The organism is Wolbachia endosymbiont (group B) of Erebia ligea (genome assembly GCF_947179575.1).
Taxonomy (GTDB): Bacteria; Pseudomonadota; Alphaproteobacteria; order Rickettsiales; family Anaplasmataceae; genus Wolbachia; species Wolbachia pipientis_C.
The window spans coordinates 272673-297481 of the sequence record NZ_CAMXBW010000002.1; the positions used below are offsets into that span (position 1 = coordinate 272673).

Genomic DNA, 24809 nt, shown 5'->3' on the forward strand with positions numbered 1-24809 from the left:
GGTGTTGTTACTTAGTATATTCTTGCTTCCACTGATAGGAGTGTTGATTTTATCCTCGATCAGGATTAATCATCAATCTATACACCTAAGATTCCTTGCCCTATTTTTTACTATACTTCCATTTTTGCTTAGCATTGTAACTTGTATAGAATTTGATTATAACAATGCGGACTTTCAGTTTGTCAGCTATCCAATCAAGAATGTAGGAATAGGGATAGATGGTATATCGTTGCCTTTCCTTCTGCTTACAACTTTCTTGTTTGTAATTTGTATACTCTATAACTGCAAAATGAGTTATACGACCCTAAAAGCCTATATGGCATTATTTCTACTGCTTGAGAGTTTTGTAGTCGGGTTTTTCGTTTCACTGAATGCTATAAGCTTTTATGTGTTTTTTGAAGCTGTTTTAATACCAATGTTCTTTATTATTGGCATTTGGGGAGGAAAACACAGGGTATATGCAACGTTTAAGTTATTTCTTTATACATTAACTGGCTCATTATTATTTCTACTTGGATTAGTGTACATCTATAGCATTTTTGGGACGTTTAATATACAAAAATTAGCCACATTAGTGCCAAGCCTTGATCTTGAAGTGCAGTCATTGCTGTGGATTGCATTTTTTATTTCCTTTGCAATAAAGGTTCCAATGTTTCCATTTCACACTTGGCTTCCTGATGCGCATGTGCAATCACCAACTTCTGGATCTGTGGTTTTAGCTGGCTTGCTTATTAAAATGGGGGGATATGGATTTTTAAGATTTTCTATTCCAATGCTTCCTCAGGCAAGTTTGTATTTTTCAAATTTCGTTGTTGTGCTGAGCATTATTGCGGTGATATATGCTTCTCTAGTTGCGTTTGCTCAAGATGATATAAAGAAGTTAATAGCTTATTCTTCAATAGCACATATGGGGATCGTTACTGCTGGCCTCTTTTCATTTTGTGAGGAAGGAGTACTGGGTAGCATATTTCAAATGATTAGTCATGGCCTTATTTCTGCTGCTTTATTTTTGTGTGTTGGAATGCTATATACTCGAACTGGAACTTTGGAGATTGCAAAGTATTTTGGCATAGTAAATACAATGCCAAAATTTGGTTTTATGTTCATTTTGTTTTCAATGGCTTCAATAGGGCTACCTGGAACATCTGGGTTCATAGGTGAGTTTTTGGCTATGGTTGGAATGTTTAAGAGCATAGGGTTTTTTACAGGATTTATCGCACTTGGCACTATTTTAAGCGCAGTTTATATGCTGAATTTATGTAAGCAAATAATATGGGGGGTTAGCTATTCTAAATTATTAAATAATCGCTTGGATAGCATAGAATTTTCTGTCTTAATTCTGCTTGCAGTGTTTGTTATTTTGCTTGGATTCTACCCAACCCTTGCACTGCATTATTTGAAGCCATGTATGGCAAATTTGTTAGTCAAATATAATGCGCTATGAATTATATACAGATATTGCCGGAAACGTTCTCTATTATCTCCTCGTTAGTGTTGCTACTGCTTGGAATTATATTTAACCGCCGAACTATCAACTTATTAGCACTTGGCTGCACAGTGGTAACTTTGATTATTTTAATTATTTCGGCAGAAAACAATGAAATTTTTCTCTTAAATTCGTTGTTAAAACTCAATTTATACATCAGGTCAGCCCAAGGGTTAATTCTCAGCACAGGAATTTTAATACTTTTGATGCTGAATTTATCAAAATATGACTATAAATATGAATTTTCAATACTGATTCTTTTTGCGCTATTTGGCATGATAACTTTGGTTTCAGCAAATAGTCTGATTTCTTTTTATTTAGCTTTTGAGTTGATGAGTATATCTTTGTATGTTCTTGCGAGCTTTAATAAAGATTCAGCTTATTCATGTGAAGCAGGAGTGAAATATTTTACACTTAGTGCACTATCTTCCTGCATTATGCTATATGGAATGTCGCTGCTTTATGGATATACAGGACAAGTCAATTTCTCTGAGCTCGGTTCATTCTTGCAAAACCATCAGATAACTTATGGAATAGTTTTTGGGTTAGTTTTTATCCTTATTGGTTTGTGTTTCAAGCTTGCTATTGCTCCTTTTCATATGTGGGCTCCAGATGTCTATCAAGGTGCACCTACCATAGTAACTGCGTTTTTTTCTACGGCCCCAAAAGCTGCACTTGTAACATTTTTAATTCGATTGATGAATGAAGAGTTAGTAAATGTAAAAAGTTATGTTCAGCCTATTTTCTTATACGTTTCAGCATTGTCTGTGCTTATCTCAGCTTTTGGGGCCTTGCGTCAGCAAAACTTAAAAAGGCTGTTTGCTTACAGTTCAATTGGTCACATTGGTTTTATATTTGCTTCACTTTCTATTTTTACACAAGCAGGAACAGATAGTGCCTTAATATATCTGGTGATATATATCATCACAAGCATAGGGCTATTCTCATATCTCGTACAAATTGACGATGATGATTGTGATATTGCAAATTTATCTGGTATAGGAAAAAAGCAACCAATTTTAGCATTCCATCTTTCTATACTATTACTCTCGATGTCGGGAATACCTCCACTTGCAGGTTTTATCGCTAAATTTTTTATATTCAAAAGTTTAATAAATTCTGGCTTTATCAGCCTGTCTTTGATTCTTGTAACAGCGAGTGTGATATCATGCTACTATTATTTAAATATCATGAAAGTTATGTATTTTGATAAAGCTAGTGGTAATAAGGTTGCTTATTCTAAGGGTCTATTCATTATCACTTCAGTGGCTTCACTGATCAATCTCGTTCTTTTATTGTATGTAGAAGATCTTTACTCATTGATTAATTCATTGACAAATTAACAATTTAGTGTTTATAATTAGTGATTAATTAATATTTTGTGGTGAAAAATGAGTAGAACTAAAACTGTTTTGAAATTTTCAATTGCCGCTCTCTTGCTAGGAGGATCGAGCACTGTAGCTGTTTTATATTTCCCTTATGTTGCTTTAGCAATTAAATTTGGTATTGTAATCTCTACAGCTCCTCTGGCAATTTTTGCCATTTCTGTAGTTGCTGCATTAGTTTCAGTAATTACATTAGCAGTATTTACTGTTTCCGCCATACGCAGTAAGGGTAAATCTAATAAGGTTAGTAGCGAACCAAGAAGTAAAAATGAAGAAAAAGGACAAAGTCTAGTACAAGAAAAAGATGCACCTACTCCTACGCTACCGTTGCTTTCGCAAGAGTCTGAAAAGTCGGTTATTCCTATTCCACAACAACCACCAGTTGATGATCCAGTGGAAGAAACAGAAACACCGCAACCTGAAAACGTTATGGTTAAAGGTGCTGATCAGCAAGCTAACCAAACAGAGGAATCGTTGCCACCATATCCAGAACCCACCTCGCCTCTAAATAGCATGGATCAACTCAAATCGTTTCCTGAATTGCCGTCAATTGTTGTGGATGCGCACAACAATTTGGGAGATGGTAGTAATTCCATCAAAAATTATCAAGAACATATGTCACTTCCAATATATTTGCCCCAACAATCTCAGACTTTACATAATGCAAAACTGGCCTTGGGGCTTAGTTATGCATTAAATGAAAGAAGGCAACAACCTAATCAGGCTAGTACAATAGATATTGACGTTTCCTGGGGCAGTGACTTTGAGGACTCAATAATTGCCAACAATAGCCTTCCTAGTGTTAGTATCACCCAAGAATTAGAAGAACGGTCAGGAGGAGTTAGGTGTTTTTCTGAACTAAATAATGTTCATGATATATTCGAGTATCGAAGACGGGTATCTCTTATGCGTAATTGCTCTAGCAGTTGTCATACTTCTATGTTTTCATCAATACAAGAATCAGAGAGTCTACAAGCAAGCTTAGGAAGTGATAATCCATCAGTGCAGTCTTTTCAACCAAAGAAGGAGCTTTCATATGATGTAAATAAAAAAATTTTTGATAGCGTTGATTATGAAGTAAATTATACTAGACTTTCTGAGAATGCAGGAGAAGCTCCTAATTACGAACGGGAATTTCCACTTACTGAAACAAATGTTAACAGCGGTCCTGAAGCAATATCCTATGACGTAAATGAAAATGGGGCTCCATATAGAAGTATACAATCACCTGTACCACCAAGTTCTGCTAGCCGTAGCAACAGTTTTTCTTGATAAGAGAGTTTTTGATAGAATTAAGAAAATGATCCCTGAAACATTTGAGGGCTTTCATATTCATCATTACAAAGAAGTTTCAAGCACTAACGAAGAAGCGTTGGATTTAATTGAGAGAGGGATATCTAATGAAACTATTATTATTGCCGATAAACAAACAGAAGGTAGGGGACGCACTGGAAAAAGCTGGATTTCTCCCGAGGATAATTTTTATGCAAGTTTGGTAGTAAACCTCTTTAACAATTATCTCGATAAAAGCCCGCTTTCGGTGTCATTCCAGCGCGTGACGCCGGAATCTAGGAATCAAGAAGCATGGATCCCAGTGTCAAGCACTGGGATAACATCGGATGGTACTGGGATAACAGTAGGCTTAACGAGTAAAGTCAAAGACATCAGCAAATTGACAGAATTGACTTTTGTGACTGCTCTTGCTGTAGGGAATACTTTATTATCGTTAAATTTCTTGAATAATCAAACCCACTGCGGTGTCATTCCAGTGCGTGACACTGGAATCCATACTTTTTCTTCTGGATCCCAGTGTCAAAGCACTGGGATGACAAGAGATCAATTCATAAACGATCTCAATCTTCAACATAAATGGCCAAATGACATTCTAATCGATGGCAAGAAAATAAGCGGAATATTGCTTGAAAAAAAATCCAATTCGAATTGGCTCATTATAGGAATTGGAATTAATGTCAATCATGCACCACTTCCAGGAACAACGTGCATTAGCAATTATGGTGGATCTGTGTCTAACATAGATCTGCTAAAAAAATTAATAATAAATTTTAATAAGCTAAGAAAGCAATGGCTATTTGATGGGTTTCATGCTATAAGAGAAATGTGGCTCACAAGAGCATTCAAAGTGAATGAGCAAATTACTATAAAGTTAGTTGACAAATTGTATGAAGGAATTTTTGCTGATATAGACAAAAGTGGTAAATTAGTGTTGCAGCAAAAGGATGGAAGCTTAATTTATTTTGATGCAGGTGAGTTATTTATTGGCAGTGCATTATGAATATATATGTAATTTTTGCTTACCTTATTAGTTTCATACTGATTGGTGGAAATTTGATTTTTACCGTTTCTTGCTATATAAAAAGTAAAAAAAACTTAGAAAGTCTTAAAAGCAACAATGAAGAAGAAACATAAGCGATTACTTATAACTTCAGGAATTTTCTGCTTTTTAAGTTGTGCAGTTTTTTTTATTTTAACAACGCTCAAAGAAAATATCTCATTTTTCTATACAGTAAGTGAGGCAATAGTTTTACCAAATAGTCAAAAGCCAATCCGTGTTGGTGGAATGGTTGTTGAAAATAGCGTGATACGGAGCGAAAGCGAAGTGATTTTTCAAATGACAGATTTTAACAAAAGCGTTATGGTGAAATATCAGGGAATACTTCCACCGATGTTTTCAGAAAAAAGTGGTGTTGTTGTGCAAGGTAAAATGTTTGATAATAGTACTTTTCTTGCAGATACAGTGTTTGCAAAACATGATGAGAACTATATGCCGAAAGTTTTAAAACAGATTCCCTAATTCAGCTGTATTGAAACGATATGTAGAGAGAGTAACAGCCTGCTAGCAAGCTGTTACTTTCCTAACTATAGTATTTTCTAAAATGGATGATAAAGTTCCATTATGGTATTACCAACCAAAAGCTGTAAGTCTGTATATTTATACATGAGAGGTCTGAGGTGGCTTTTGATGGTATGCCAACAGTATTCTATAGGATTCAAATCTGGTGAATATGTTGGAAGATACAGCAAATGACAGCCAAAAGACTCTATTAATGATTTTGTTTTAGTGGTCTTATGAAATGTAGCATTATCCATAACTATAGTTGTGCCAAGTGGCAATTTAGGTAATAACATCTTCTCCAACCATGTATTGAATACCTCTTTGTCACACCCACCTTTGAAAGTCATTGGTGCAATAAATCTCTTTCCAATCCACCCGGCTACTATACTGATTCTCTCTCGAGTTCTCCCTGGAATATCTGCATAAATTTTCTTTCCTCTTGGAGCGCGTCCATATTCTCGGTATAACTTATTATCAACTCCTGCTTCATCTATATATAAGATGCTGGAATGGTCTATTTTTGAGATTTTATCAATAAATTGCTCCCTATCTTCTTGATTGCGCTCTTGATATAGTGTGACTTTTTTTTAAAGTAATTTTTAGCTGTTTTAGTCTATACCAAATTGAGTTTATTCCAAATCCAAGATTTTGTTTCATCTCTGCCAGAGTATGATCTGGATTCTTTGTAACATATTCTTCGAGTATTTTGGGGTCTATTTTTCGAATAAAGCTACCGTTTTTAGATGGCTTGAGGCTTTCACCAGCAGCTTTCTTTTTTAACCAACGGTACAGAGTTGCTATTCCTATCTCCATAAGCTCTGCTACCTCAACCTTTGTCTTACCTTTTTCTATCATCAATACTGCCTTTTCCCTTAAATCCACACTATATGCCATTATAACTCAAATACTTTATTATACCTTTATCATTTACTTTAGGAAATACTATATATGCCATTATAACTCAAATACTTTATTATACCTTTATCATTTACTTTAGGAAATACTATAGTTGTAACATATAGTCAGTTTTTGTTATATCACTACTCCACTTTCCAAGCTCTGTCGTAAAAGTTCCGTGGCCAAAATAATTATTTTTTCTGCCAAGTACACCAAATAAGAAAGGTAATGACCCTGGTTCAACCATGTTGCGCTTTCTTATTTCATTTATAAGAGACACTTTTAACTGTTCATCCCGAGTTTTTACCTCATTTATCAGGGATGTTTTTAATTGGTTATCACGAGTTTCTATTTCCCTAATAATTGATGAGCCAGATGGTACATTATTAACAGCACGAAAATCTTCTACTAAACCTTTAAGACCATCTTTATGACTGTTACTAATGCTATTTATTGCTGCAATATTGGCATTCTTTCTCGTATCAAGTAGCGATAAATTTGTTGTTCCTTTTTCATCAATTCTCTTTAATAACTGCTTCTCTTTGTAAGTGGTAGTAATGGTAATAGATATTTAACAAAAGAAGAAGTGAATCGCGTTAATAATATGTTTGGTATGGATGTATTAAATAATGTTGAAGCTTATACTTCGCAGAAGTCTCTATTGAATAGTGATAGTAAAGGATTGTACGGAATAGATTTTGCTAACCCAGACATTTCTTACTGTGTGATGGATAAGATCATAGAGAGCTCTGTAATCAATGAGGATTATAGACTGTCCATTTGTATCCGTTCAGAGGTGTGGCAAGGATAAAAAACAATTGACATAATATATTAAAGTAGTAATAACACAAAATGTTGATAGTAAAGTAAGGCTAGATGCTTCAATTGTTGATCAGTATTGTAGAGTTATGTAAAAACTTAGAGCAGAAAGTAGCAAAGATTGAAGAAAAAAATAAAATCTTAGAAATAGAGAATGCTGAACTAAGAGAGAGACTCGGCTTAAACTCAAGGAATTCATCTTTACCAAGTTCAAAAGAGCTGTACAAAATAAAAAAAGACACACCAGAAGATAAGTCAGAGGGCGGCAGGAAGATAGGTGGTCAAGTTGGACATAAGGGGAATTGCCGAGCTAAAATGGAAGCAGATGAGGTGGTGAAGGTAGAGTTACCAAATAGATGCGAGTGTGGTGAAGAAATCGCAATATCGGAAAAACCATATGTCTATCAAAAAGTTGATTTACCAGAAATTAAGCCTTACGTAGTTGAGTATCAATTAGAACATGGTCGCTGTCGTAAATGCGGAAAAAGAAGGAGTAGCAAATTACCAGAAGGAGTTACACCGGATACCTTTGGTCCTAGAGTTAAGTCAGTAGTTGCATCACTAAGTGGGTTTTATAAGAATTCAAAGCGAGAAATAGCGAATATTATGAAAGACATCTTTAACATGAGTATAAGTGTTGGTAGTGTGTCCAATAGTGAAGCAAGGGTTTCGTCAAAATGTAAAGAAGCCTATGAACAAATAGAGGAAGAAATAAAAGCAAGCGAAATTTTGCATATTGATGAAACCAGTCACTACAACAAAGGCAAATTGGGATGGTGCTGGATGTTTGCCAACAATAAAGCAAGTCTTATGAAGTTAGCAGATACAAGAGGAATGAAATTTTTAAAGAATAGTGCATTTTGTGATTACAAAAACCTGGTAATTACTGACAGATATGCAGTTTACAACCACTTCAGTGATGAAAAACGACAAATTTGTTGGGCTCACTTATTGAGAAATTTCGAGAGGTTATCTCATAGTTGGAATAGTGAAGTAATGAGACTTGGCCATTGTTTAAAAGACGCAGCTAATGGATTGTTTGTATTAAAAAACGCTTTGTCAGAAAATGAAATTAGTATTTCAAAGTTCACTAAGCAAGCTAAAGAATTACGAAGATACATACAGTACTGCATGATAAAAATATCTTATATACTTGAAGCAAAAGGAGCTTCACGAACGGTAAAGGGTATTATAAAATCCGAGTCAATGATGTGGACATTTTTGGATGACCCAGAGAATATTCCATTAACGAATAACCATGTTGAGCGACAGATACGGCATTATGTTGTCTATCGTAAGAATTCATATTTTGCACAGTCAGAGCGAGGGAATAGATTTCTTGAGCGGATAATTTCGTTGTATCTGACTTGGAAACAAAAGGAATTAAACCCTTTTCAAAACCTGCTAGCTGTTGTTTCTTAAACCACACCTCTGAACGGATACCCTTAGACATTTCTGATGTAGGCTCTTGTGTATATGAGACATCAGATTTAACGCCTTTTTTGTCATGACCTTTAGTAATAGAACATACTACAGTATCAGCCTTTACATGCTTAACACTTGGATCTGATTGAAACCCATGCTTTCTTTCCATTTGTGCTTCAAGCTTACTGCTATCATGTGTAACCCTACACCTTTCTATATTACGGTCACGTTTGTCAGGAGCTACATATCCATCTATATCACTACATAAGAACGGGCGCACTTTGAACCTGTCTGAACTAACACCATTTTCAACACTTGCAGAATTATGAGCTTTTCTATTATTGCGCATTTTATCTACAGCTTCCTTTATTTTTTCTTTTGATGGTTTTGGCAGCAGTGCTGGCTTATATGCACATGCTGGTAGTTCTGGAAATGAGTCTTCCTGAGACAGCAAATGACTTTGGTTTCTCTTACTATCTGATTCTTCAATATTCTTTATTGATGTCTTGAAAGAGTTTTCGTTTTTCTTTTTTAGATCTAACTCATTTAATCCGCTTCCAACATTATTTTTTCTTGTTGTAGTGTGAATAACACCTGGAAGTTTCACTTCATACTTAAATTTTTTATCAATGGTATCCATTGACTCATTAGACGAGGAATCTATTTGAAACCTATCGTTTGAAAATTTTGATTTTGCAGCATCAAAAAATATACTACGTTTTTCTATCTTTTTATCAGTCATATTTTACCTCTAAACCTATCAATTAATAAAAGTATAAATTAAGAGGTATTAATTTTATTATAATAATAAAGGCTCAAGAAGCATCACCGTAGGGTTTTCTATATAGTACTTAAAGGCATTTAAAAATTTTGCTCCGAGTGCTCCATCAACTGCTCTGTGGTCAACAGAGAGAGTAACTGTCATTATCTCTGCTATCTCTATTTTTTCACCTATGACAACCGGCTGTTTTTTAGATTCACCAACAGCCATAATGCAAGATTGCGGTGGATTGATTATAGCGCTGAAAGTTTTTATACCAAACATGCCTAAGTTGGAGATAGTAAATCCTCCTCCTTGAAATTCTTCAGGCTTTAGTTTTCCAGATCTTGTCCTACTTACTAAATCTTTCACTTCTTTTGATATAGATAAAACACTTTTTTCATCAGCATTTTTTACTATAGGAGTAATCAGTCCATCCTCAAGCGCTACAGCAATTGAGATATCTATATTTGAGTATCTTACTATTTTAGTATCTATCCACGATGAGTTTATATCAGGAAATTTTTTCATGCTGAAAGCCACAGCTTTTATAATTAAGTCATTAATTGTTACTTTATTGTTTTCATTTGCTGAATTAACCTCATTTTTGAGCGATATTAGCTTATCAACGTGGCAGTCTACAGTTAAATAAAAGTGTGGAATATTTTGCTTAGATTCAACTAGGCGCTGCGCTATCACTTGGCGCATATTGCTTACTTCAAATGTTGTATTTTCCTCAAATCTCTCATAGCTTTTAGTTTGATCTAAAAATTCTAATACATCAGCTTTGATGATACGACCATATGGACCTGTACCTTTTAATCGCTTTATATCAACACCTTCATTTTGAGCTATTTTTTTAGCTAAGGGGCTTACTTTTATTCTATTTTCTGTTGCTCTATCCTCTTTTTTAGATCCCAGTGTCACACACTGGGATGACATTGAAGAGCTAGATGAAATCGAAGGGTTGGATGATACTGAAAAATCGGCTTCAACCTCCTTCTCAACCTTGGTATTGACGGCAGAAGCTAAATCAAGTGCGCTTTTATCTTCCCCTTCCTCTAACATTAGAGCTATCAGTTGATTTACAGGTACGCCACTTGTTCCTTCCGACACTAAAATTTTTGCTAAAACTCCTTCATCGACAGATTCAAACTCCATTATGGCTTTATCAGTCTCAATTTCAGCGATTACATCACCTATTTCAACTTTATCTTGTTCTTTTTTACACCACTTTACAATTTTTCCTCCAGTTTTACTCATTGTTGGGGAAAGAGCAGGCATCAATATTTCTATAGGCATTTATTCTGCATTAAAAGATCTATTTAATTTTTAATTTACTCTTTACCCTATGTCAATCTAATCGTAAATTATGATACTTATATCATCCTAGTACGTGATGCTGGAATCTTGGTTGACTACTGTTATCCTACTATTTCTATTGCTTAGTCCTAGACAGAGTACAAATAGTAAGATCATCATGAAAATAGACGAACCTATTATAATGGAAATAGAAAAATGTAGTGCTTACTATCCTCTCACAAACATATAGCTTGGGTACAGAAAAAATTTATATGAGGGAGCTGGTTAAATTGATAAAAGATCAGAATTAACAGTATTTTCCGAATCTTCTGTAGCAGGCTCTTCATGTGAAGCAGAGGATACACTAACTTCTTTATCCTCTGTCCTCTGTATAGAACTACCATAAAAACTCCTTAACATCTCTTCAGCAGATGAATTTAAAATCTGTATAATAGACTTTTCACTTTGTTCTTTCATCGATTGATCCATTTTAGAAATCAACTCGGAAAATTCACTACCTTCTTTTCTAGCTTCACTTTCTATCTTATTTTTTATGCTTTCTATATTACTTTGGTTAATTTCTTCTTTCGTTATGTTAAATGAATTAGCAATACCTTGATACTTAATCTCACAATCGCCACAACCAATTATACACAGAGCAACAGATCTAGATATTTCACTTGCAGCCCAATTGTGTATAGTGTAAGCCAAGTAATTGTCATGGTATTTTATATCAAGCTGTTCCTCTATAAACTCAGAAATTTTCTTTTTTAAAGACATAAAGTACCTCCTTCTTACATTACTGTACCTTCTGATTAAAGTACAACAGCTGCTCCTAAATAGCAATCCATATATGGTTTACTTTAATAAATTATTAAAGTAAGAAGCTTTTACATCCTAAAACATAACTTAGATAGGCCAATGTAAAAAAATTTTTAAACGAAAATTATTGTATATATATTACTTATTTGGTAAAATTATTTTGGCAAAATAGCATATAAAAGTTGAGGCTAATTATGAATATTAAAGAACGAAAGGATTTACAACAGGAGTTATTAGGAATTGTTTTCAATATACTGGTAGAAAGTGAAGATAGTACCATAGAAACTATGGAGCTAAGAGCAGTAGAGATAATTAAAAAAATAAAAGAACACATTAATGATGATATAGAACATGGTACAGGATTTGATAGTCAAAAAATGCCAATTTTAGACTGGATCGTTGCTTGTGATTCTCAGAATCATGTTAGACTAAACAACAAGTCGCTATTAAAATTTGAAAAGAAAATTAAGGATGTTGGAGGAAGATCAAAGCGAAATTCAAGAGGTTATGTTGGAGGTGAAAGAGAAACATTTCTGAATTTCCACTTCTTTGAAAACGTGAATGAAAGAAGGGCAAGGAACTATGAGAGATTAGATCATGTTCTAAATCAACCTCGGAGAGTTCTCCTTAGCAACAGGGATGAAAATATAGTAAGGCAAAGAACGCAAGAGATACTAAATAACATCAGAGATCTTGATAGAGCAGCTGACAGAGAACTATTCTCTAGAAACAGGAGTGAAAATATAAGAAGACCAGGAGAACAAATGCAGCCAAGTGAAGTATCACTAAATCTCTCCGAAAATAGGGATGAATATACAATAATGAGAGAAAGAAAAAGAGCGGGAAGGCGAATGCGGCCAAATTTTGTTAGACGTGAAAGAGAAGTACCACTTAGTTCAAAAATAGGACAATTAATTGTTGTAGTTTCGTCCATAATTGTAGGTGCTTTCATTGGTACAATGGTTGGTATGGTCATTGCTGGTTTATGTATTGAGCTTTGTGTAATCACCACTGCAGAACCGATTCTTCTCATCATGGGTGCTACTGCTGTTATAGGAGCTATTGTAGCAGGAACTGCTCCTGTATTAAAGCTAATAGAGATGTTTAAAGGTCAAGAACCTAATCTTTCTCCTAGTAGCGGTCTGGAAAGCTCTAATACTGAACATACTTATTTAAATAGGCAAAGAGTTATTTAGAAAAAAATTGGAAAAATGTTCAAGGAAGTTCATTGGTAAAATACAAAGGTTTAATTATAGCTTTGTAGTTTAGGTGTATCCGTTCAGAGGTGTGGTTTAAGAAACAACAGCTAGCAGGTTTTGAAAAGGGTTTAATTCCTTTTGTTTCCAAGTCAGATACAACGAAATTATCCGCTCAAGAAATCTATTCCCTCGCTCTGACTGTGCAAAATATGAATTCTTACGATAGACAACATAATGCCGTATCTGTCGCTCAACATGGTTATTCGTTAATGGAATATTCTCTGGGTCATCCAAAAATGTCCACATCATTGACTCGGATTTTATAATACCCTTTACCGTTCGTGAAGCTCCTTTTGCTTCAAGTATATAAGATATTTTTATCATGCAGTACTGTATGTATCTTCGTAATTCTTTAGCTTGCTTAGTGAACTTTGAAATACTAATTTCATTTTCTGACAAAGCGTTTTTTAATACAAACAATCCATTAGCTGCGTCTTTTAAACAATGGCCAAGTCTCATTACTTCACTATTCCAACTATGAGATAACCTCTCGAAATTTCTCAATAAGTGAGCCCAACAAATTTGTCGTTTTTCATCACTGAAGTGGTTGTAAACTGCATATCTGTCAGTAATTACCAGGTTTTTGTAATCACAAAATGCACTATTCTTTAAAAATTTCATTCCTCTTGTATCTGCTAACTTCATAAGACTTGCTTTATTGTTGGCAAACATCCAGCACCATCCCAATTTGCCTTTGTTGTAGTGACTGGTTTCATCAATATGCAAAATTTCGCTTGCTTTTATTTCTTCCTCTATTTGTTCATAGGCTTCTTTACATTTTGACGAAACCCTTGCTTCACTATTGGACACACTACCAACACTTATACTCATGTTAAAGATGTCTTTCATAATATTCGCTATTTCTCGCTTTGAATTCTTATAAAACCCACTTAGTGATGCAACTACTGACTTAACTCTAGGACCAAAGGTATCCGGTGTAACTCCTTCTGGTAATTTGCTACTCCTTCTTTTTCCGCATTTACGACAGCGACCATGTTCTAATTGATACTCAACTACGTAAGGCTTAATTTCTGGTAAATCAACTTTTTGATAGACATATGGTTTTTCCGATATTGCGATTTCTTCACCACACTCGCATCTATTTGGTAACTCTACCTTCACCACTCATCTGCTTCCATTTTAGCTCGGCAATTCCCCTTATGTCCAACTTGACCACCTATCTTCCTGCCGCCCTCTGACTTATCTTCTGGTGTGTCTTTTTTTATTTTGTACAGCTCTTTTGAACTTGGTAAAGATGAATTCCTTGAGTTTAAGCCGAGTCTCTCTCTTAGTTCAGCATTCTCTATTTCTAAGATTTTATTTTTTTCTTCAATCTTTGCTACTTTCTGCTCTAAGTTTTTACATAACTCTACAATACTGATCAACAATTGAAGCATCTAGCCTTACTTTACTATCAACATTTTGTGTTATTACTACTTTAATATATTATGTCAATTGTTTTTTATTCTTGCCACACCTCTGAACGGATACATTTTAGCAGTTAAATCAAAGTCAGATCTAATTAGAGAGAGGATCTTCTTATCTCTTCTTTACCTTCATTTTCATTTCTAACAATTGTTTTTCCACTTAATATGTCTCTTATTTCATCTCCTGTTAAAGTTTCAAACTCCAGTAGATTTTCAGCAATGAGCTCTAAGTCTTTCCTACGCTTGGTTAAAATGTCTTTTGCTTTTTCATAGCAAGAAAATACAACTTTCTTTATTTCCTCATCTATAAGTCTTAACGTATCTTCAGAAATCGTCTCAGAATCATGTGTGATTTGTTCACGATTGTGATATATTGGCCCTATTTTGTCACTCATTCCCCATTTTGTCACCATAGCACGTGATAAATCTGATGCTAGTTTTATATCTGAGGATGCGCCGCTTGTAACTTTATCATATCCAAAAATTAGCTCTTCTGCCACACGTCCACCCATTGCAACAGTTATATCTGCTAGCATCTTTTCTCTTGTGAGGGACACTCTATCTGTTTCTGGTAGTCTCATAACTAAACCGAGTGCTCTACCACGTGGAATAATTGTTGCTTTGTGTATAGGATCAGAAGCAGGCATATTAACTGCAACTACTGCATGACCAGCTTCATGGTAAGCAGTAAGCTTTTTTTCTTCTTCTGTAATGACTAAGGACCTTCTTTCCATACCCATCATCACTTTATCACGTGCATACTCAAAATCATCCATGGTAACAATTTTCTTATTTCTTCTTGCAGCAATAAGCGCAGATTCATTCACTAAATTTGCTAGATCAGCTCCTGAAAAACCTGGCGTTCCCCTAGCAACTGTTTTTACGTTTACATCTGGTGCTATCGATATTTTCTTTATATGCGTATTTAATATTCTTTCACGCCCATTTATATCAGGTAAAGAAATAGTAATCTGTCGGTCAAAACGACCAGGTCTAAGTAGTGCTGGATCTAGGACGTCTGGACGGTTAGTTGCAGCAACTATTATCACACCTTCATTAGACTCGAAACCATCCATCTCAACCAGTAACTGGTTTAATGTTTGTTCCCTTTCGTCGTTACCGCCACCAAGACCAATACCGCGATGCCTACCTACTGCATCTATTTCGTCTATGAAAATTATACAAGGAGCATTTTTCTTGCCTTGATCAAACATATCCCGGACACGGCTTGCACCAACACCGACAAACATTTCAACGAAATCAGATCCAGAAATACTAAAAAACGGTACATTAGCTTCACCTGCAATTGCACGAGCAAGTAGAGTTTTACCAGTTCCAGGGGAACCAATTAAAAGACATCCTTTTGGTATCTTCCCACCTAACACTTGAAATTTTTGCCTTTGTTTAAGAAAATCAACAATTTCAACCAACTCTTCTTTTGCTTCATCAATCCCAGCAACATCATCAAATGTCACTTTTTTTCCAGTAGTCATAAGCCTAGCTTTTGATTTGCCAAAGCTTATAGTTCTATTACCTCCTGCTTGCGTTTGTTTAAAAAGGAAAAGTAATAAACCGATAAAGATAAGCGTCGGAACCCATTGAATAAGTAATCCACCAATTATACCTATTGCAGAGTCTCCAATTGAAAAGGAGAACTTCACTTTCCTATCATGCAAACTTTTTATTAAGTCACTATATATAACACCACTTGAGTTAAAGGCTGACCCATCCCTAAACTTCCCTTCGATGCTTTGGTTTCTTATTGTAATATTTTCTATATCATTATCTTCTAATCTAGTTAAAAATTCTGAAAAAGGTATGGTTGTTTTACTCTTACCTATACTTCCGCTAAATTGAATACAAGCAACTGAAATAAGAACAATAATCACTAACCAGATCAATAAGCCTTCTAAAAATTTTTTCATTTACATTTCTAATTAAATACTAATCAAGCTTACCAAATTTTGCTTTATCGTGCTATTAATAATGCATTGAACCTTATCGTCATTGGTATTTTTTCCGTTATAATTTATATCAGGATAAGCAAGCACCTTTCCATCTTTTTGTACTGTAGGCAAAGAGTAGAAAACTTCAGGGCAGCAGTTGTAATCCTTCAGAAATTCAGGAATTTTTTGCGTTTTTTTTAGCGGAGCAATAGTTACTGAATACTTCTGATTGCTAAGTATTGTACAGCTAAATCTATTGTCCCATTCAATAGGGACATTTAATGTTAGGTGTACAGTAATTTCCTGTATCTTTGATGATTCTCTCATTATCAAGATGCTCCCTCCATATTTTCTTATTTTGCACCCAGAGAGTGTACAGTTAATATCACTATCTTTTTGCGATATTTTGTTAAATATTGCGATAAGGCTACGGTACCTTGGCTTATAGTGCTTGTTGACAATTGCCATTATAGAGTAAAGAAGAAGCCTCAAGGCTATTTCCTCTGGCAATTGATAAAATTCACTTAGTTTAATTTCAATATAACCAAGATCATGAACATTAACGCAGTCATTAAGTGCAAGGCGTGTGTAGTGCATCAACGCTTTTGCAGCTCTTTTCATATGAAGTGCTGTAAGGCATATTCGCTCTGTTAGAACATCTTGATTATCACTTGCTTTAAGTAAGTTACGGTATAAAGTTCGTCTGTATTTTAAGTCATAATTGCTTCTATCTTCGATCCATCTTAATTGGTGAAGTTTAGCATACTTTTCTATTTCACTACGACTAAAATTTAACAACGGCCTAAATACATAAATACCATCTAAGAAATACTTGTAGTCCATTGATGATAATCCATCTACTCCACTACCCCGCTCTAATCTCAACAAGAACGTTTCTGCTTGATCATTTTTGTGGTGAGCAACAAATAAATATTTAACATTATTATTTTTACACCATTTTGTTAATAAGTTATACCGTGCTTTTCGTGCCTGCAACTGAATATTGCCTTTAATATTTTTCTTCTCCCAATTTAATATAAACGATTCCTTTGCCCCAAGTTCTTTTGCATAGCTTACAGCAAAATCAGCTTCTTTTTGAGATTCTAAACGTAACCCGTGATTTACTGTTAATGCTGTAGGAAGTGAAGGTTTATTTTTTTTTGCCCAATTAATCATTAAGTGCAATAAAACTACACTGTCTACACCACCTGATACTGCAATCGCAACTTGATTATCATGAAAAGCAAACTTATTAACTATATTTTGAAATGACAGCTCCAATCGCATTATGTTTCTTGACGGTTAGGTAGTTTATGTCTCTCTACATTATATCGCTAAGGAACTTCAATACAAGCAAACTAACAATCTGTACAAAGGATTTGTACACTGTATCATCCCAGTGCTGAGCACTGGGATGCGAAGGAGATTAACTTTTGATCCCAGAGAATGAAAATTCTACTCTACGATTTTTAGCATGCTCTCTCTCATACTTGGAATTTCTAGAATCATCTTTTACATTAACCAAAGGCTCAGTTTCACCTTTAGAAGCAGTTTTTATTCTATTTTCTAGATAAGGTGTACAGCTGACCATAAATTTTTTAGCTGCATCTGCTCTTCTAGCTCCTAGTGCAAGATTATACTCGTGAGAACCACGATTGTCAGTATGACCAGTTAAAGTAACCTTTGCGTCAGGATTATTTTGTAACACTTCCATCACGTCAAGTAATGCATCTGCACTCACTTCACTGATACTAGATTCATCATAACCAAAGAAAACTCTTTTATCACCTATCTGCTTAACAACAGCATTCATTTTATTTGTCGTATTTACTCCTTTTTTAGGGCAAGAACTTACACCAGTAAGCAGTAAACAAAAACAACACATTATAATCAGTCTACTCCACATCACTAAACCTCCATAAATTTAAAATATAGTGCGTAATTTTAATTTTAGTACTAATAATCCCTCTATACTAGAATAGAGTCAAGGGAAATAAAATACTAAATGTTTTCTTTACAATCTTATAATTAATTTTCTGATAAGATGCTCAATTCTTAGCAATGAAGTACAATAAAAGAATAAAAATACAATTTTTTATTGTACTTTAAGCAAATATACTTTTAACTTTATTATTAATCTATTACGATATTAAGCGGATGTTTCAAAGCAATGAATAAAAATGAGATCTTATAAGTTTTTAGAGGAAGTATTACATAAGGTAAGGAATATCGAAAACATACTAAAACTACTAAGCAAAAGCCAACTGGATATAGAGGATAAGATCGAGCAAATGTGTCTTCTAGAGGAAATCAGACATGAAATTATCTCTCATGATGCAATAAAGGAATCATTAGCGAATGCTCTTAGGAATAAAAAGAGTGCGAATATTCAGCAGCTAAAGTTAATAGAGGGGATACACAAAAGCAGCAGTGCTATTCCTGTTGATTTAGTAAAATCTTTGTCCAAAGCTAAGATTGAATGCCAAAACTTATGGAGGCTAACTAATTCTGAAATTAGTAACTTAGAAAAGCTGAAAGAATGCTTTACTAACCTAATTAAGCTTACTCGTGAAGCAGCTTCTATAAAATCGCAGCAATTAAAGCGCTCAAACTATGAGTCATTGCTTGCTGACTATGACTCTAATATCACAGAAAAGAACATAAAGGAAATATTTCCTAAGCTAGGTAAATTTTTTAGTGAAAATGTAGAGAAAGTAACTCAAAAGCAGAAGAAGGATAAGGTTACTAATATACAAAAAGTTACGGTTCAGAGACAGATTGAACTTGGTTCCTTATTCTTACAGCAAATGAGTGTTACACCAAATGAGATTTCCATTTCTTATTACGATCCTATCGATTATGATGAATCTGACCTTTGTTATGGTTTATTTTTACTTTTACGGCATACTGGTTATGCAATTCATCAAAAATGTTTAGCGCAAAATTCTATAAAGAGCTCAATTACAAAACATATTATGTATGAAACTCAAGGGTTATTCATGGAAAGGATCATTGGAACATCCAGAGAATTTATTGAGTTCATTCAACCACACATAAAGGAGAAACTTTCTACAAAAGGCAAAATTAATAGTAGTGTTGAAAATTTGTATTTGATTTTCAATAAAGTAAATCTTTCATCTTTTTTGAAGAATGCGGATGAATTTAGTTTATTGGCTCACATTATGCTAAGAACTAAATTAGAACAAGATCTAATAAATGGTACGTTAGAAGTTAAAGATCTACACGATAAATGGTTGGAAGGTATGAAGCATTACAAGATTTCAGTAAAAGCTAAAAATGAGCTAGACACTTATTTTCAAGATGAGTATTGGATAAGTGGTGTTATAGGCTACTTTCCTATTAAAGTCATAGCGTTAATCGCTGCTGTGCAGTTTTTTTCTTTCATTAAGAAAAATCATTACGAATTTTTAGATTCTATAGTAAAAGGAGATTTCAGTTTACTTATCGATTGGTTCTCTAAAAATGTATATAGTGCAAATTATGGCTTTTTGGAACAGCTAAAAAAGGTAACAGGTAGGGATTTAGATATTGAGTGCTACACTAGTTACTTATCTGAAAAGTATAATTTGTCTCAATAAATGGTTTTCTTGAGTTGTGTATGAGTTTTGTTCAGAATGTAATCAGAAATTTTTTTACTTTCAAAGGTTTATTTGCTAGCGATATTGCTATAGATCTTGGTACTGCAAATACTTTAGTTTATCAGAAAAGTCAGGGGATAGTGCTTGATGAACCCTCAGTTGTAGCAAGAGTAAAAGAAAAAGGAAGTTACGTTCCTTATGCTTTTGGCAAAAAAGCTAAGATGATGCTCGGAAAAACACCTGGAGAAATAGAAGCGATAAGACCCTTGAAAGACGGAGTTATTGCTGATTTTAAAAGCGCGGAAGAAATGTTAAAATATTTCATACGCAGCGCAAACACAAGATTCACTGTTAATAAGCCTAGTATTATCATATGTGTTCCATCTGGATCTACCCCAGTTGAAAGGCGTGCTATACAAGATGCAGCAGAAAGTGCTGGTGCAAATGAAGTATTCTTAATTGAAGAACCAATGGCTGCAGCAATTGGGGCTGGACTTCCAGTTACCGAACCTGAAGGTTCTATGATTGTTGACATAGGAGGTGGTACAACTGAAGTTGCAATTATTTCTTTAGGTGGAATTGTTTATTCACGTTCTGCCAGAGTAGGTGGTGATATTATGGATGAGGCAATAAAGTCATACATTCGTGAAAATCATAAGTTATTGATTGGCGAAACAACTGCTGAAAAAATTAAGAAAAACGTCGGTTCAGCCAGTCTGCCAGTTGAAAACAACAAAGAGGGAATGATAATTAAAGGCAGGGATTTAGTGAGTGGTATGCCAAAAGAAATGCTTTTATCAGAATATCAAGTTGCAGAGAGCCTAATAGAGCCTGTACATCAGATAATTTCTGCTATTAGAACTGCACTGGAGAGTACTCCACCCGAACTTTCTTCTGATATAGTTGATAGAGGAATAATTTTATCTGGTGGAGGTGGGTTATTGCGCAACTTGAGTAAAGTTATTAGTGAAACAACAAAATTACCAGTTCGTGTTGCAGATGATCCACTTTGTTGTGTTGCCCTGGGTAGCGGAAAAGTACTTGAAAACATGGACTATTTTGGCCATGTTTTATTCAAGCAAGATTAAATTGTTTTTGAAGGCAGTTTATCGAATTGTTTTGATGGAATTATGTAATATAAATGAGATCCCAGTGTCACGCACCAAGTAATTTAAAGGCAACTTCCAGAAGGAAGGGGTGTCATCCCAGCGCTTGACACTGGAACTTGACTACAAATAAGTATGCTGTTTCGATGAAATTGTGTAATAGAAACTGGATTCCAGTGCTTGACACAGGTTTGTGTTTATAAATTATATGCTAAAAGAATTTGAAATTGAACCTTTATTAAAAGATAAAGCTCCGCATCAAACTAAGGCTATTGTTGCAATGTCCGGGGGAGTTGATAGCTCCGTTGCTGCAGCACTGCTGTATAACCTTGGGTACGAAGTGATAGGTGTGACTCTTCAGCTCTATGGCAGTGATGGTAATGCTAATGCGAGAAAGGGTGCATGCTGCGCTGGACAGGATATTTATGATGCCAAATACGTGGCTGAAAGTGTTGGCTTTCCCCACTATATTTTAAACTACGAGGAAATATTCAAAAAGGAAGTAATAGAGGATTTTGCAAATACCTATATGCGTGGAGAAACTCCCATACCGTGCGTAAGGTGTAACCAAACAGTAAAATTTCGCGATCTATTGCAAGTTACAAAAAATCTTGGTGCGGATGTGCTCGTAACAGGACATTACGTAAGAAGATTAGAAGAAAATGGTGAGGTAAAATTGTGTAGAAGCATCGATAAAAGTAAAGATCAAAGTTATTTTTTGTTTGCAACTACTGAGGAGCAGTTAAAGCTTTTGCGATTTCCATTAGGTGGATTCTATAAAAGTGATATAAGAAAATTAGCAAAGTATTTTGGCTTACAAATTTCTGAAAAGCCGGATAGTCAAGATATATGCTTTGTTTCCGAAAGCTATAGTAAAACAATAGCTAAATTAGCTCCACAATCTGTACAGAAAGGTAAAATAGTAGATATTCATGGAAAAGTGCTAGGTGAGCACAGCGGCATAGTAAATTTTACAGTGGGACAGAGAAGAGGCCTCTGCATCGCACACAATGAGCCTCTTTACGTGATAAAAATTAATACAGAAAATAATGAAGTTGTAGTAGGCCCGATCAATGCTCTAATGCAAAAAAAGATATTGGTCAAAGAGTTAAATTGGTTAGAACAACCAAAAGAAGGCATGGAAGTAACTGTGAAGCTTAGGTCATCACATGCAGGAAGCTTAGCGACAATATATTCAACTGACGAAAAGAACAAAGCCTGTGTAATTTTAAACGACGATTACTTTGGCATCAGTCCAGGTCAAGCCTGTGTAGCATATAAGGGCGAACAAGTTATAGGTGGAGGTTGGATATGCTCCTAACTTGGTGGTTTAATTTTTTAATGCAGAATGTAAACATACAATAAAATTTATTGCTGTTTTATCCTATATTCTTTATACTATAAAACGCTAACTATGGATTAGCGAACAAAAAAAGAATTGGAAATGGAAGGTTTTTTACGTTGTAAAGAGTATGAAATGAGTGTAGAAAAAATATGAACCAGAAAGTTAAAAGGAGATCGGTGGCGAGTGTGCTCAATTTCTAATCTATTTTTTAGGTAACCAAAAACTGTTTCAATAATAGATCTTTTCCTTAAAAAAATCTTCTCATTTAGAGAGATTAATGCGTTTTTCATCCCTTTTTTTATCTTGGTAACAAGCTTTAAATTTCTATCAAGTAATTGTAGAAATAGACCTTTTTGGATATAACCTTTATCTCCAAATAATAAACCCGTTAGTTTTTTAGTCAGATCTAAAACTGGCTTTCTATCGTCAATGTTACCTCTGGTTAGCGTAACACCTTGAATTTCGCCTATTTCATTGATTACTACATGTAATTTAAAACCAAAAAACCAGCCATAAGTGCTTTTGCTTAATTTTGCAATTCCAGTAAAAACTTTATTTTTAGATATTCTTTTTGCATGACAGACCGTGATAGGAGTTGAATCAATGTAGGAAATACCTGTATTTTTTGCCTGCTCACATAACCACTGTAGCAACATTGCTAAATACCATAAAACTCGAGGTTTTAGCGCAATAAATCTATCATAAGAAGGTAGTCTGGAAAAGTCTGACTTATGCAGCAACTGTAAGTAACATATGTAAAATGATTTAAAGTTTTCATATCTAGATTGCTGATATAACAGAATTATTGTTATAATTTCGGAATGCGTTATTTCTGGCACTCTTGTAGGTTTTTTACCATTGGATAATAATCTACCTGCAAAATTTTTGTCTATTATTTTACAATAATCATCTACAAAACAGAATAATTCTGTTACATTCTTATTCACTGGGTAACCTCCTATTATCTCTAAAATACTGGAGTTTACCTTCTTTTCTTCTTCTCTTCTAATCCATAGTTAGCGTTATAAAGGTAATTATTATATTGTGGACTAGAGGGATGGTTAAAGAAGTTGAAGAGTTAATAAAAATTGTTGGTAAGGGCAATTTACTAGAGGCCGCATTTATTCGTTTGGGCAGTTTTCAACATGCTGACTTACATCATTGCATGGATTGCAGAAATCATATAGGTCTATCCGAATTCATTAATAAAAAAGAACAAGAGCCATTAGATAAATATTTTAACTTAAAATTTAGTCTACAAGGATTGTTTTTAATTTATGTTCAAGCTTATAGAGTTCTTGCAAAAAATGCTCAGTTCAATACTCAAGAAGTAATTGATAAAATATATGCTGCAGTTGAAAGTAAAAAAATACCTACTCTTTGTGACACTTCGAAGAAACTGCTAAGGGAAATTGTAGATCAAGTAGGATTGACAGAAGATCAAAAAAACTAAAGCTTTTTAATATTCTAGCAAATCCGAAAGGTGAAGCTCTATTTAACAATAATGATGACTTTGAGAAACAAGTACTCAATAATATTAAAAAGTTACTCAAAATAAGCTATGCAAATGAATTTGATAAAGAGTTTAGCTTATGTAAAGAGGTAATAAATCATTATTATTCCATACATAATATAAAAGTGGATAAAGACATAGCATTACTATTTTCTAGTTATGGTATATTTTCTACATGTACTGAAAATCGAGATATTTTACCACTTAATCAATATATTAATGAGAAAGCTAAAGCAATCAATACACCACTGTATTACGATTACATTCAGAAGTTACTACAAGTATTACAAGAAATTGAGTTACCGCATAGAAATGGATTCACCAAGTATACACTTAATTATAGAGATATAAGTGCATTGGAGGAGACATTTACAGCTCAAAGAGAGCAACACAGTCAAGATTTCCTATATCCTAAAAATATCAAACGTACTCTAGAGCAACTGTTAAAAAACCAAAACAGCGATGAATTTGAACAGTTAGTAACAAGCCCTGAGAATATATACTACTCAGTGCAACAAGAAGAGAATGAATGTAGGCCAAATTTCATCCTCAGCAAGCAAAATCACAAAAATACATTCTGTAAACTTATTTTAGGTATGTTTGTATTGTCTGTTGGGTTATATGTTGCTGATTATTTCCTTATGGAGCAAAAATTATTTAATCCAATAAAAGGTGTCCTACCACAGGATAATTTTGCTAATCTAGTAATTGCTGCAATGCTTACTATCGTAATAGTATATGCCTTATCTCAATTATTGAAACCACCACAGGAACCACCACATTCAGCAGTCGATGATGTGCGGAAGAAAAAATTAGAACCGCTCCATGCAAATAAGCTCAGAACTACATAAATGTGGCAACTTA

General features: G+C 34.3%; 22 protein-coding genes and 2 pseudogenes. 14 read left to right on the forward strand and 10 right to left on the reverse strand.

The window, feature by feature from the left end:
- The first annotated feature begins 1 nt into the window (after position 1).
- Genes OM962_RS01800 through ccmE form a run of 6 tightly spaced genes read left to right on the forward strand, consistent with a single transcriptional unit; the run spans position 2 to position 5683 of the window.
- Positions 2 to 1444: a complex I subunit 4 family protein gene (locus tag OM962_RS01800; RefSeq protein WP_264330617.1), complete on the forward strand. Its 1443-nt coding sequence runs from the start codon at positions 2 to 4 to the stop codon at positions 1442 to 1444.
- Complete coding sequence (locus OM962_RS01805; RefSeq protein WP_264330618.1) at positions 1441 to 2829, forward strand: NADH-quinone oxidoreductase subunit N; 1389 nt, start codon at positions 1441 to 1443, stop codon at positions 2827 to 2829. Before OM962_RS01800 ends, OM962_RS01805 begins: the two co-directional genes overlap by 4 nt.
- 48 nt (positions 2830 to 2877) lie before the next feature.
- A complete protein-coding gene (locus tag OM962_RS01810) occupies positions 2878 to 4143 on the forward strand; it encodes a hypothetical protein (protein WP_264330619.1) in 1266 nt (421 codons plus the stop codon).
- Between the two features lie 28 nt (positions 4144 to 4171).
- The gene (locus OM962_RS01815; protein WP_264330620.1) at positions 4172 to 5164 is read left to right on the forward strand and encodes a biotin--[acetyl-CoA-carboxylase] ligase; all 993 of its coding nucleotides are present in this window, start codon (positions 4172 to 4174) and stop codon (positions 5162 to 5164) included.
- Positions 5161 to 5298: a CcmD-like small membrane protein gene (locus tag OM962_RS07825; RefSeq protein WP_214303159.1), complete on the forward strand. Its 138-nt coding sequence runs from the start codon at positions 5161 to 5163 to the stop codon at positions 5296 to 5298. Before OM962_RS01815 ends, OM962_RS07825 begins: the two co-directional genes overlap by 4 nt.
- Positions 5282 to 5683, forward strand: coding sequence for a cytochrome c maturation protein CcmE (gene ccmE / locus OM962_RS01820; protein ID WP_264330621.1), 402 nt, complete (start codon positions 5282 to 5284; stop codon positions 5681 to 5683). The genes OM962_RS07825 and ccmE overlap by 17 nt, the downstream gene beginning before the upstream one ends.
- 77 nt (positions 5684 to 5760) lie before the next feature.
- Here the strand turns inward: ccmE and OM962_RS01825 are convergent, their stop codons facing one another.
- The 3 genes and pseudogenes from OM962_RS01825 to OM962_RS01835 form a co-directional block, all read right to left on the reverse strand.
- On the reverse strand, positions 5761 to 6261 hold the full coding sequence (locus tag OM962_RS01825) for an IS630 family transposase (RefSeq protein WP_319606747.1): 501 nt from the start codon (positions 6259 to 6261) through the stop codon (positions 5761 to 5763).
- A 10-nt stretch (positions 6262 to 6271) separates the two neighbouring features.
- The gene (locus OM962_RS01830; protein WP_213864026.1) at positions 6272 to 6619 is read right to left on the reverse strand and encodes an IS630 transposase-related protein; all 348 of its coding nucleotides are present in this window, start codon (positions 6617 to 6619) and stop codon (positions 6272 to 6274) included.
- Between the two features lie 112 nt (positions 6620 to 6731).
- Positions 6732 to 7163: pseudogene (locus tag OM962_RS01835) on the reverse strand (hypothetical protein); the annotation flags it as partial.
- Positions 7164 to 7208: 45 nt separating this feature from the next.
- Between OM962_RS01835 and OM962_RS01840 the strand changes: the two are divergent.
- Together OM962_RS01840 and tnpC (OM962_RS01845) are read left to right on the forward strand one after the other, a co-directional pair.
- Entirely contained in the window at positions 7209 to 7433 is a 225-nt protein-coding gene (locus OM962_RS01840; protein WP_264330622.1) for a hypothetical protein, read from the forward strand.
- 77 nt (positions 7434 to 7510) lie between these two features.
- Positions 7511 to 8863, forward strand: coding sequence for an IS66 family transposase (gene tnpC / locus OM962_RS01845; protein WP_264330459.1), 1353 nt, complete (start codon positions 7511 to 7513; stop codon positions 8861 to 8863).
- Between the two features lie 802 nt (positions 8864 to 9665).
- Here the strand turns inward: tnpC (OM962_RS01845) and OM962_RS01850 are convergent.
- Together OM962_RS01850 and OM962_RS01855 are read right to left on the reverse strand one after the other, a co-directional pair.
- Positions 9666 to 10928: a pyruvate dehydrogenase complex dihydrolipoamide acetyltransferase gene (locus OM962_RS01850; protein WP_264330623.1), complete on the reverse strand. Its 1263-nt coding sequence runs from the start codon at positions 10926 to 10928 to the stop codon at positions 9666 to 9668.
- A 285-nt stretch (positions 10929 to 11213) separates the two neighbouring features.
- On the reverse strand, positions 11214 to 11708 hold the full coding sequence (locus OM962_RS01855) for a WBM0748 family T4SS-associated protein (protein WP_264330624.1): 495 nt from the start codon (positions 11706 to 11708) through the stop codon (positions 11214 to 11216).
- A gap of 236 nt (positions 11709 to 11944) precedes the next feature.
- On the opposite strand from OM962_RS01855, the gene OM962_RS01860 reads away from it, so the two are divergent.
- Positions 11945 to 12946 (forward strand): hypothetical protein, encoded by a 1002-nt coding sequence (locus OM962_RS01860; protein WP_264330625.1) that lies wholly within the window; start codon positions 11945 to 11947, stop codon positions 12944 to 12946.
- Between the two features lie 96 nt (positions 12947 to 13042).
- Here the strand turns inward: OM962_RS01860 and tnpC (OM962_RS01865) are convergent.
- From tnpC (OM962_RS01865) to OM962_RS01880, 4 genes and pseudogenes are all read right to left on the reverse strand, one after another.
- Positions 13043 to 14394: pseudogene (gene tnpC / locus OM962_RS01865) on the reverse strand (IS66 family transposase).
- A 137-nt stretch (positions 14395 to 14531) separates the two neighbouring features.
- Positions 14532 to 16361, reverse strand: coding sequence for an ATP-dependent zinc metalloprotease FtsH (ftsH, locus tag OM962_RS01870; RefSeq protein WP_006013250.1), 1830 nt, complete (start codon positions 16359 to 16361; stop codon positions 14532 to 14534).
- A 12-nt stretch (positions 16362 to 16373) separates the two neighbouring features.
- A complete protein-coding gene (gene tilS, locus OM962_RS01875) occupies positions 16374 to 17669 on the reverse strand; it encodes a tRNA lysidine(34) synthetase TilS (protein ID WP_264330626.1) in 1296 nt (431 codons plus the stop codon).
- A gap of 139 nt (positions 17670 to 17808) precedes the next feature.
- A complete protein-coding gene (locus tag OM962_RS01880) occupies positions 17809 to 18288 on the reverse strand; it encodes an OmpA family protein (protein ID WP_264330627.1) in 480 nt (159 codons plus the stop codon).
- Positions 18289 to 18562: 274 nt separating this feature from the next.
- Here OM962_RS01880 and OM962_RS01885 point away from each other — a divergent pair, with 274 nt between their 5' ends.
- The 3 genes from OM962_RS01885 to mnmA all read left to right on the forward strand — a co-directional run bounded on the left by OM962_RS01885 (position 18563) and on the right by mnmA (position 22408).
- The gene (locus OM962_RS01885; protein WP_264330628.1) at positions 18563 to 19981 is read left to right on the forward strand and encodes a gluzincin family metallopeptidase; all 1419 of its coding nucleotides are present in this window, start codon (positions 18563 to 18565) and stop codon (positions 19979 to 19981) included.
- Between the two features lie 20 nt (positions 19982 to 20001).
- Positions 20002 to 21069 carry a rod shape-determining protein gene (locus tag OM962_RS01890; protein WP_264330629.1) on the forward strand — a complete coding sequence of 356 codons (1068 nt, stop codon included), beginning with the start codon at positions 20002 to 20004 and terminating at the stop codon, positions 21067 to 21069.
- A 226-nt stretch (positions 21070 to 21295) separates the two neighbouring features.
- Positions 21296 to 22408 carry a tRNA 2-thiouridine(34) synthase MnmA gene (gene mnmA / locus OM962_RS01895; RefSeq protein ID WP_264330630.1) on the forward strand — a complete coding sequence of 371 codons (1113 nt, stop codon included), beginning with the start codon at positions 21296 to 21298 and terminating at the stop codon, positions 22406 to 22408.
- Between the two features lie 98 nt (positions 22409 to 22506).
- Here mnmA and OM962_RS01900 read toward each other — a convergent pair whose 3' ends face one another.
- Positions 22507 to 23379, reverse strand: coding sequence for an IS982 family transposase (locus OM962_RS01900; RefSeq protein ID WP_264330502.1), 873 nt, complete (start codon positions 23377 to 23379; stop codon positions 22507 to 22509).
- A gap of 110 nt (positions 23380 to 23489) precedes the next feature.
- Between OM962_RS01900 and OM962_RS01905 the strand changes: the two genes are divergently transcribed.
- Positions 23490 to 23885 carry a hypothetical protein gene (locus OM962_RS01905; RefSeq protein ID WP_264330631.1) on the forward strand — a complete coding sequence of 132 codons (396 nt, stop codon included), beginning with the start codon at positions 23490 to 23492 and terminating at the stop codon, positions 23883 to 23885.
- A gap of 11 nt (positions 23886 to 23896) precedes the next feature.
- On the forward strand, positions 23897 to 24796 hold the full coding sequence (locus OM962_RS01910) for a WD1261 family protein (protein ID WP_458694675.1): 900 nt from the start codon (positions 23897 to 23899) through the stop codon (positions 24794 to 24796).
- Positions 24797 to 24809: the final 13 nt, after the last annotated feature.

Bases quoted from the DNA above. Each gene is read 5' to 3' on its own strand.
- OM962_RS01830 (WP_213864026.1), bottom strand. From the start codon at position 6,619: ATGGCATATAGTGTGGATTTAAGGGAAAAGGCAGTATTGATGATAGAA.
- OM962_RS01860 (WP_264330625.1), top strand. From the start codon at position 11,945: ATGAATATTAAAGAACGAAAGGATTTACAACAGGAGTTATTAGGAATT.
- OM962_RS01815 (WP_264330620.1), top strand. From the start codon at position 4,172: ATGATCCCTGAAACATTTGAGGGCTTTCATATTCATCATTACAAAGAA.
- OM962_RS01905 (WP_264330631.1), top strand. From the start codon at position 23,490: ATGGTTAAAGAAGTTGAAGAGTTAATAAAAATTGTTGGTAAGGGCAAT.
- OM962_RS01885 (WP_264330628.1), top strand. From the start codon at position 18,563: ATGAGATCTTATAAGTTTTTAGAGGAAGTATTACATAAGGTAAGGAAT.
- ftsH (WP_006013250.1), bottom strand. From the start codon at position 16,361: ATGAAAAAATTTTTAGAAGGCTTATTGATCTGGTTAGTGATTATTGTT.
- OM962_RS01890 (WP_264330629.1), top strand. From the start codon at position 20,002: ATGAGTTTTGTTCAGAATGTAATCAGAAATTTTTTTACTTTCAAAGGT.
- ccmE (WP_264330621.1), top strand. From the start codon at position 5,282: ATGAAGAAGAAACATAAGCGATTACTTATAACTTCAGGAATTTTCTGC.
- tilS (WP_264330626.1), bottom strand. From the start codon at position 17,669: ATGCGATTGGAGCTGTCATTTCAAAATATAGTTAATAAGTTTGCTTTT.
- OM962_RS01855 (WP_264330624.1), bottom strand. From the start codon at position 11,708: ATGTCTTTAAAAAAGAAAATTTCTGAGTTTATAGAGGAACAGCTTGAT.
- OM962_RS01880 (WP_264330627.1), bottom strand. From the start codon at position 18,288: ATGTGGAGTAGACTGATTATAATGTGTTGTTTTTGTTTACTGCTTACT.
- OM962_RS01805 (WP_264330618.1), top strand. From the start codon at position 1,441: ATGAATTATATACAGATATTGCCGGAAACGTTCTCTATTATCTCCTCG.
- OM962_RS07825 (WP_214303159.1), top strand. From the start codon at position 5,161: ATGAATATATATGTAATTTTTGCTTACCTTATTAGTTTCATACTGATT.
- mnmA (WP_264330630.1), top strand. From the start codon at position 21,296: ATGCTAAAAGAATTTGAAATTGAACCTTTATTAAAAGATAAAGCTCCG.
- OM962_RS01850 (WP_264330623.1), bottom strand. From the start codon at position 10,928: ATGCCTATAGAAATATTGATGCCTGCTCTTTCCCCAACAATGAGTAAA.
- OM962_RS01810 (WP_264330619.1), top strand. From the start codon at position 2,878: ATGAGTAGAACTAAAACTGTTTTGAAATTTTCAATTGCCGCTCTCTTG.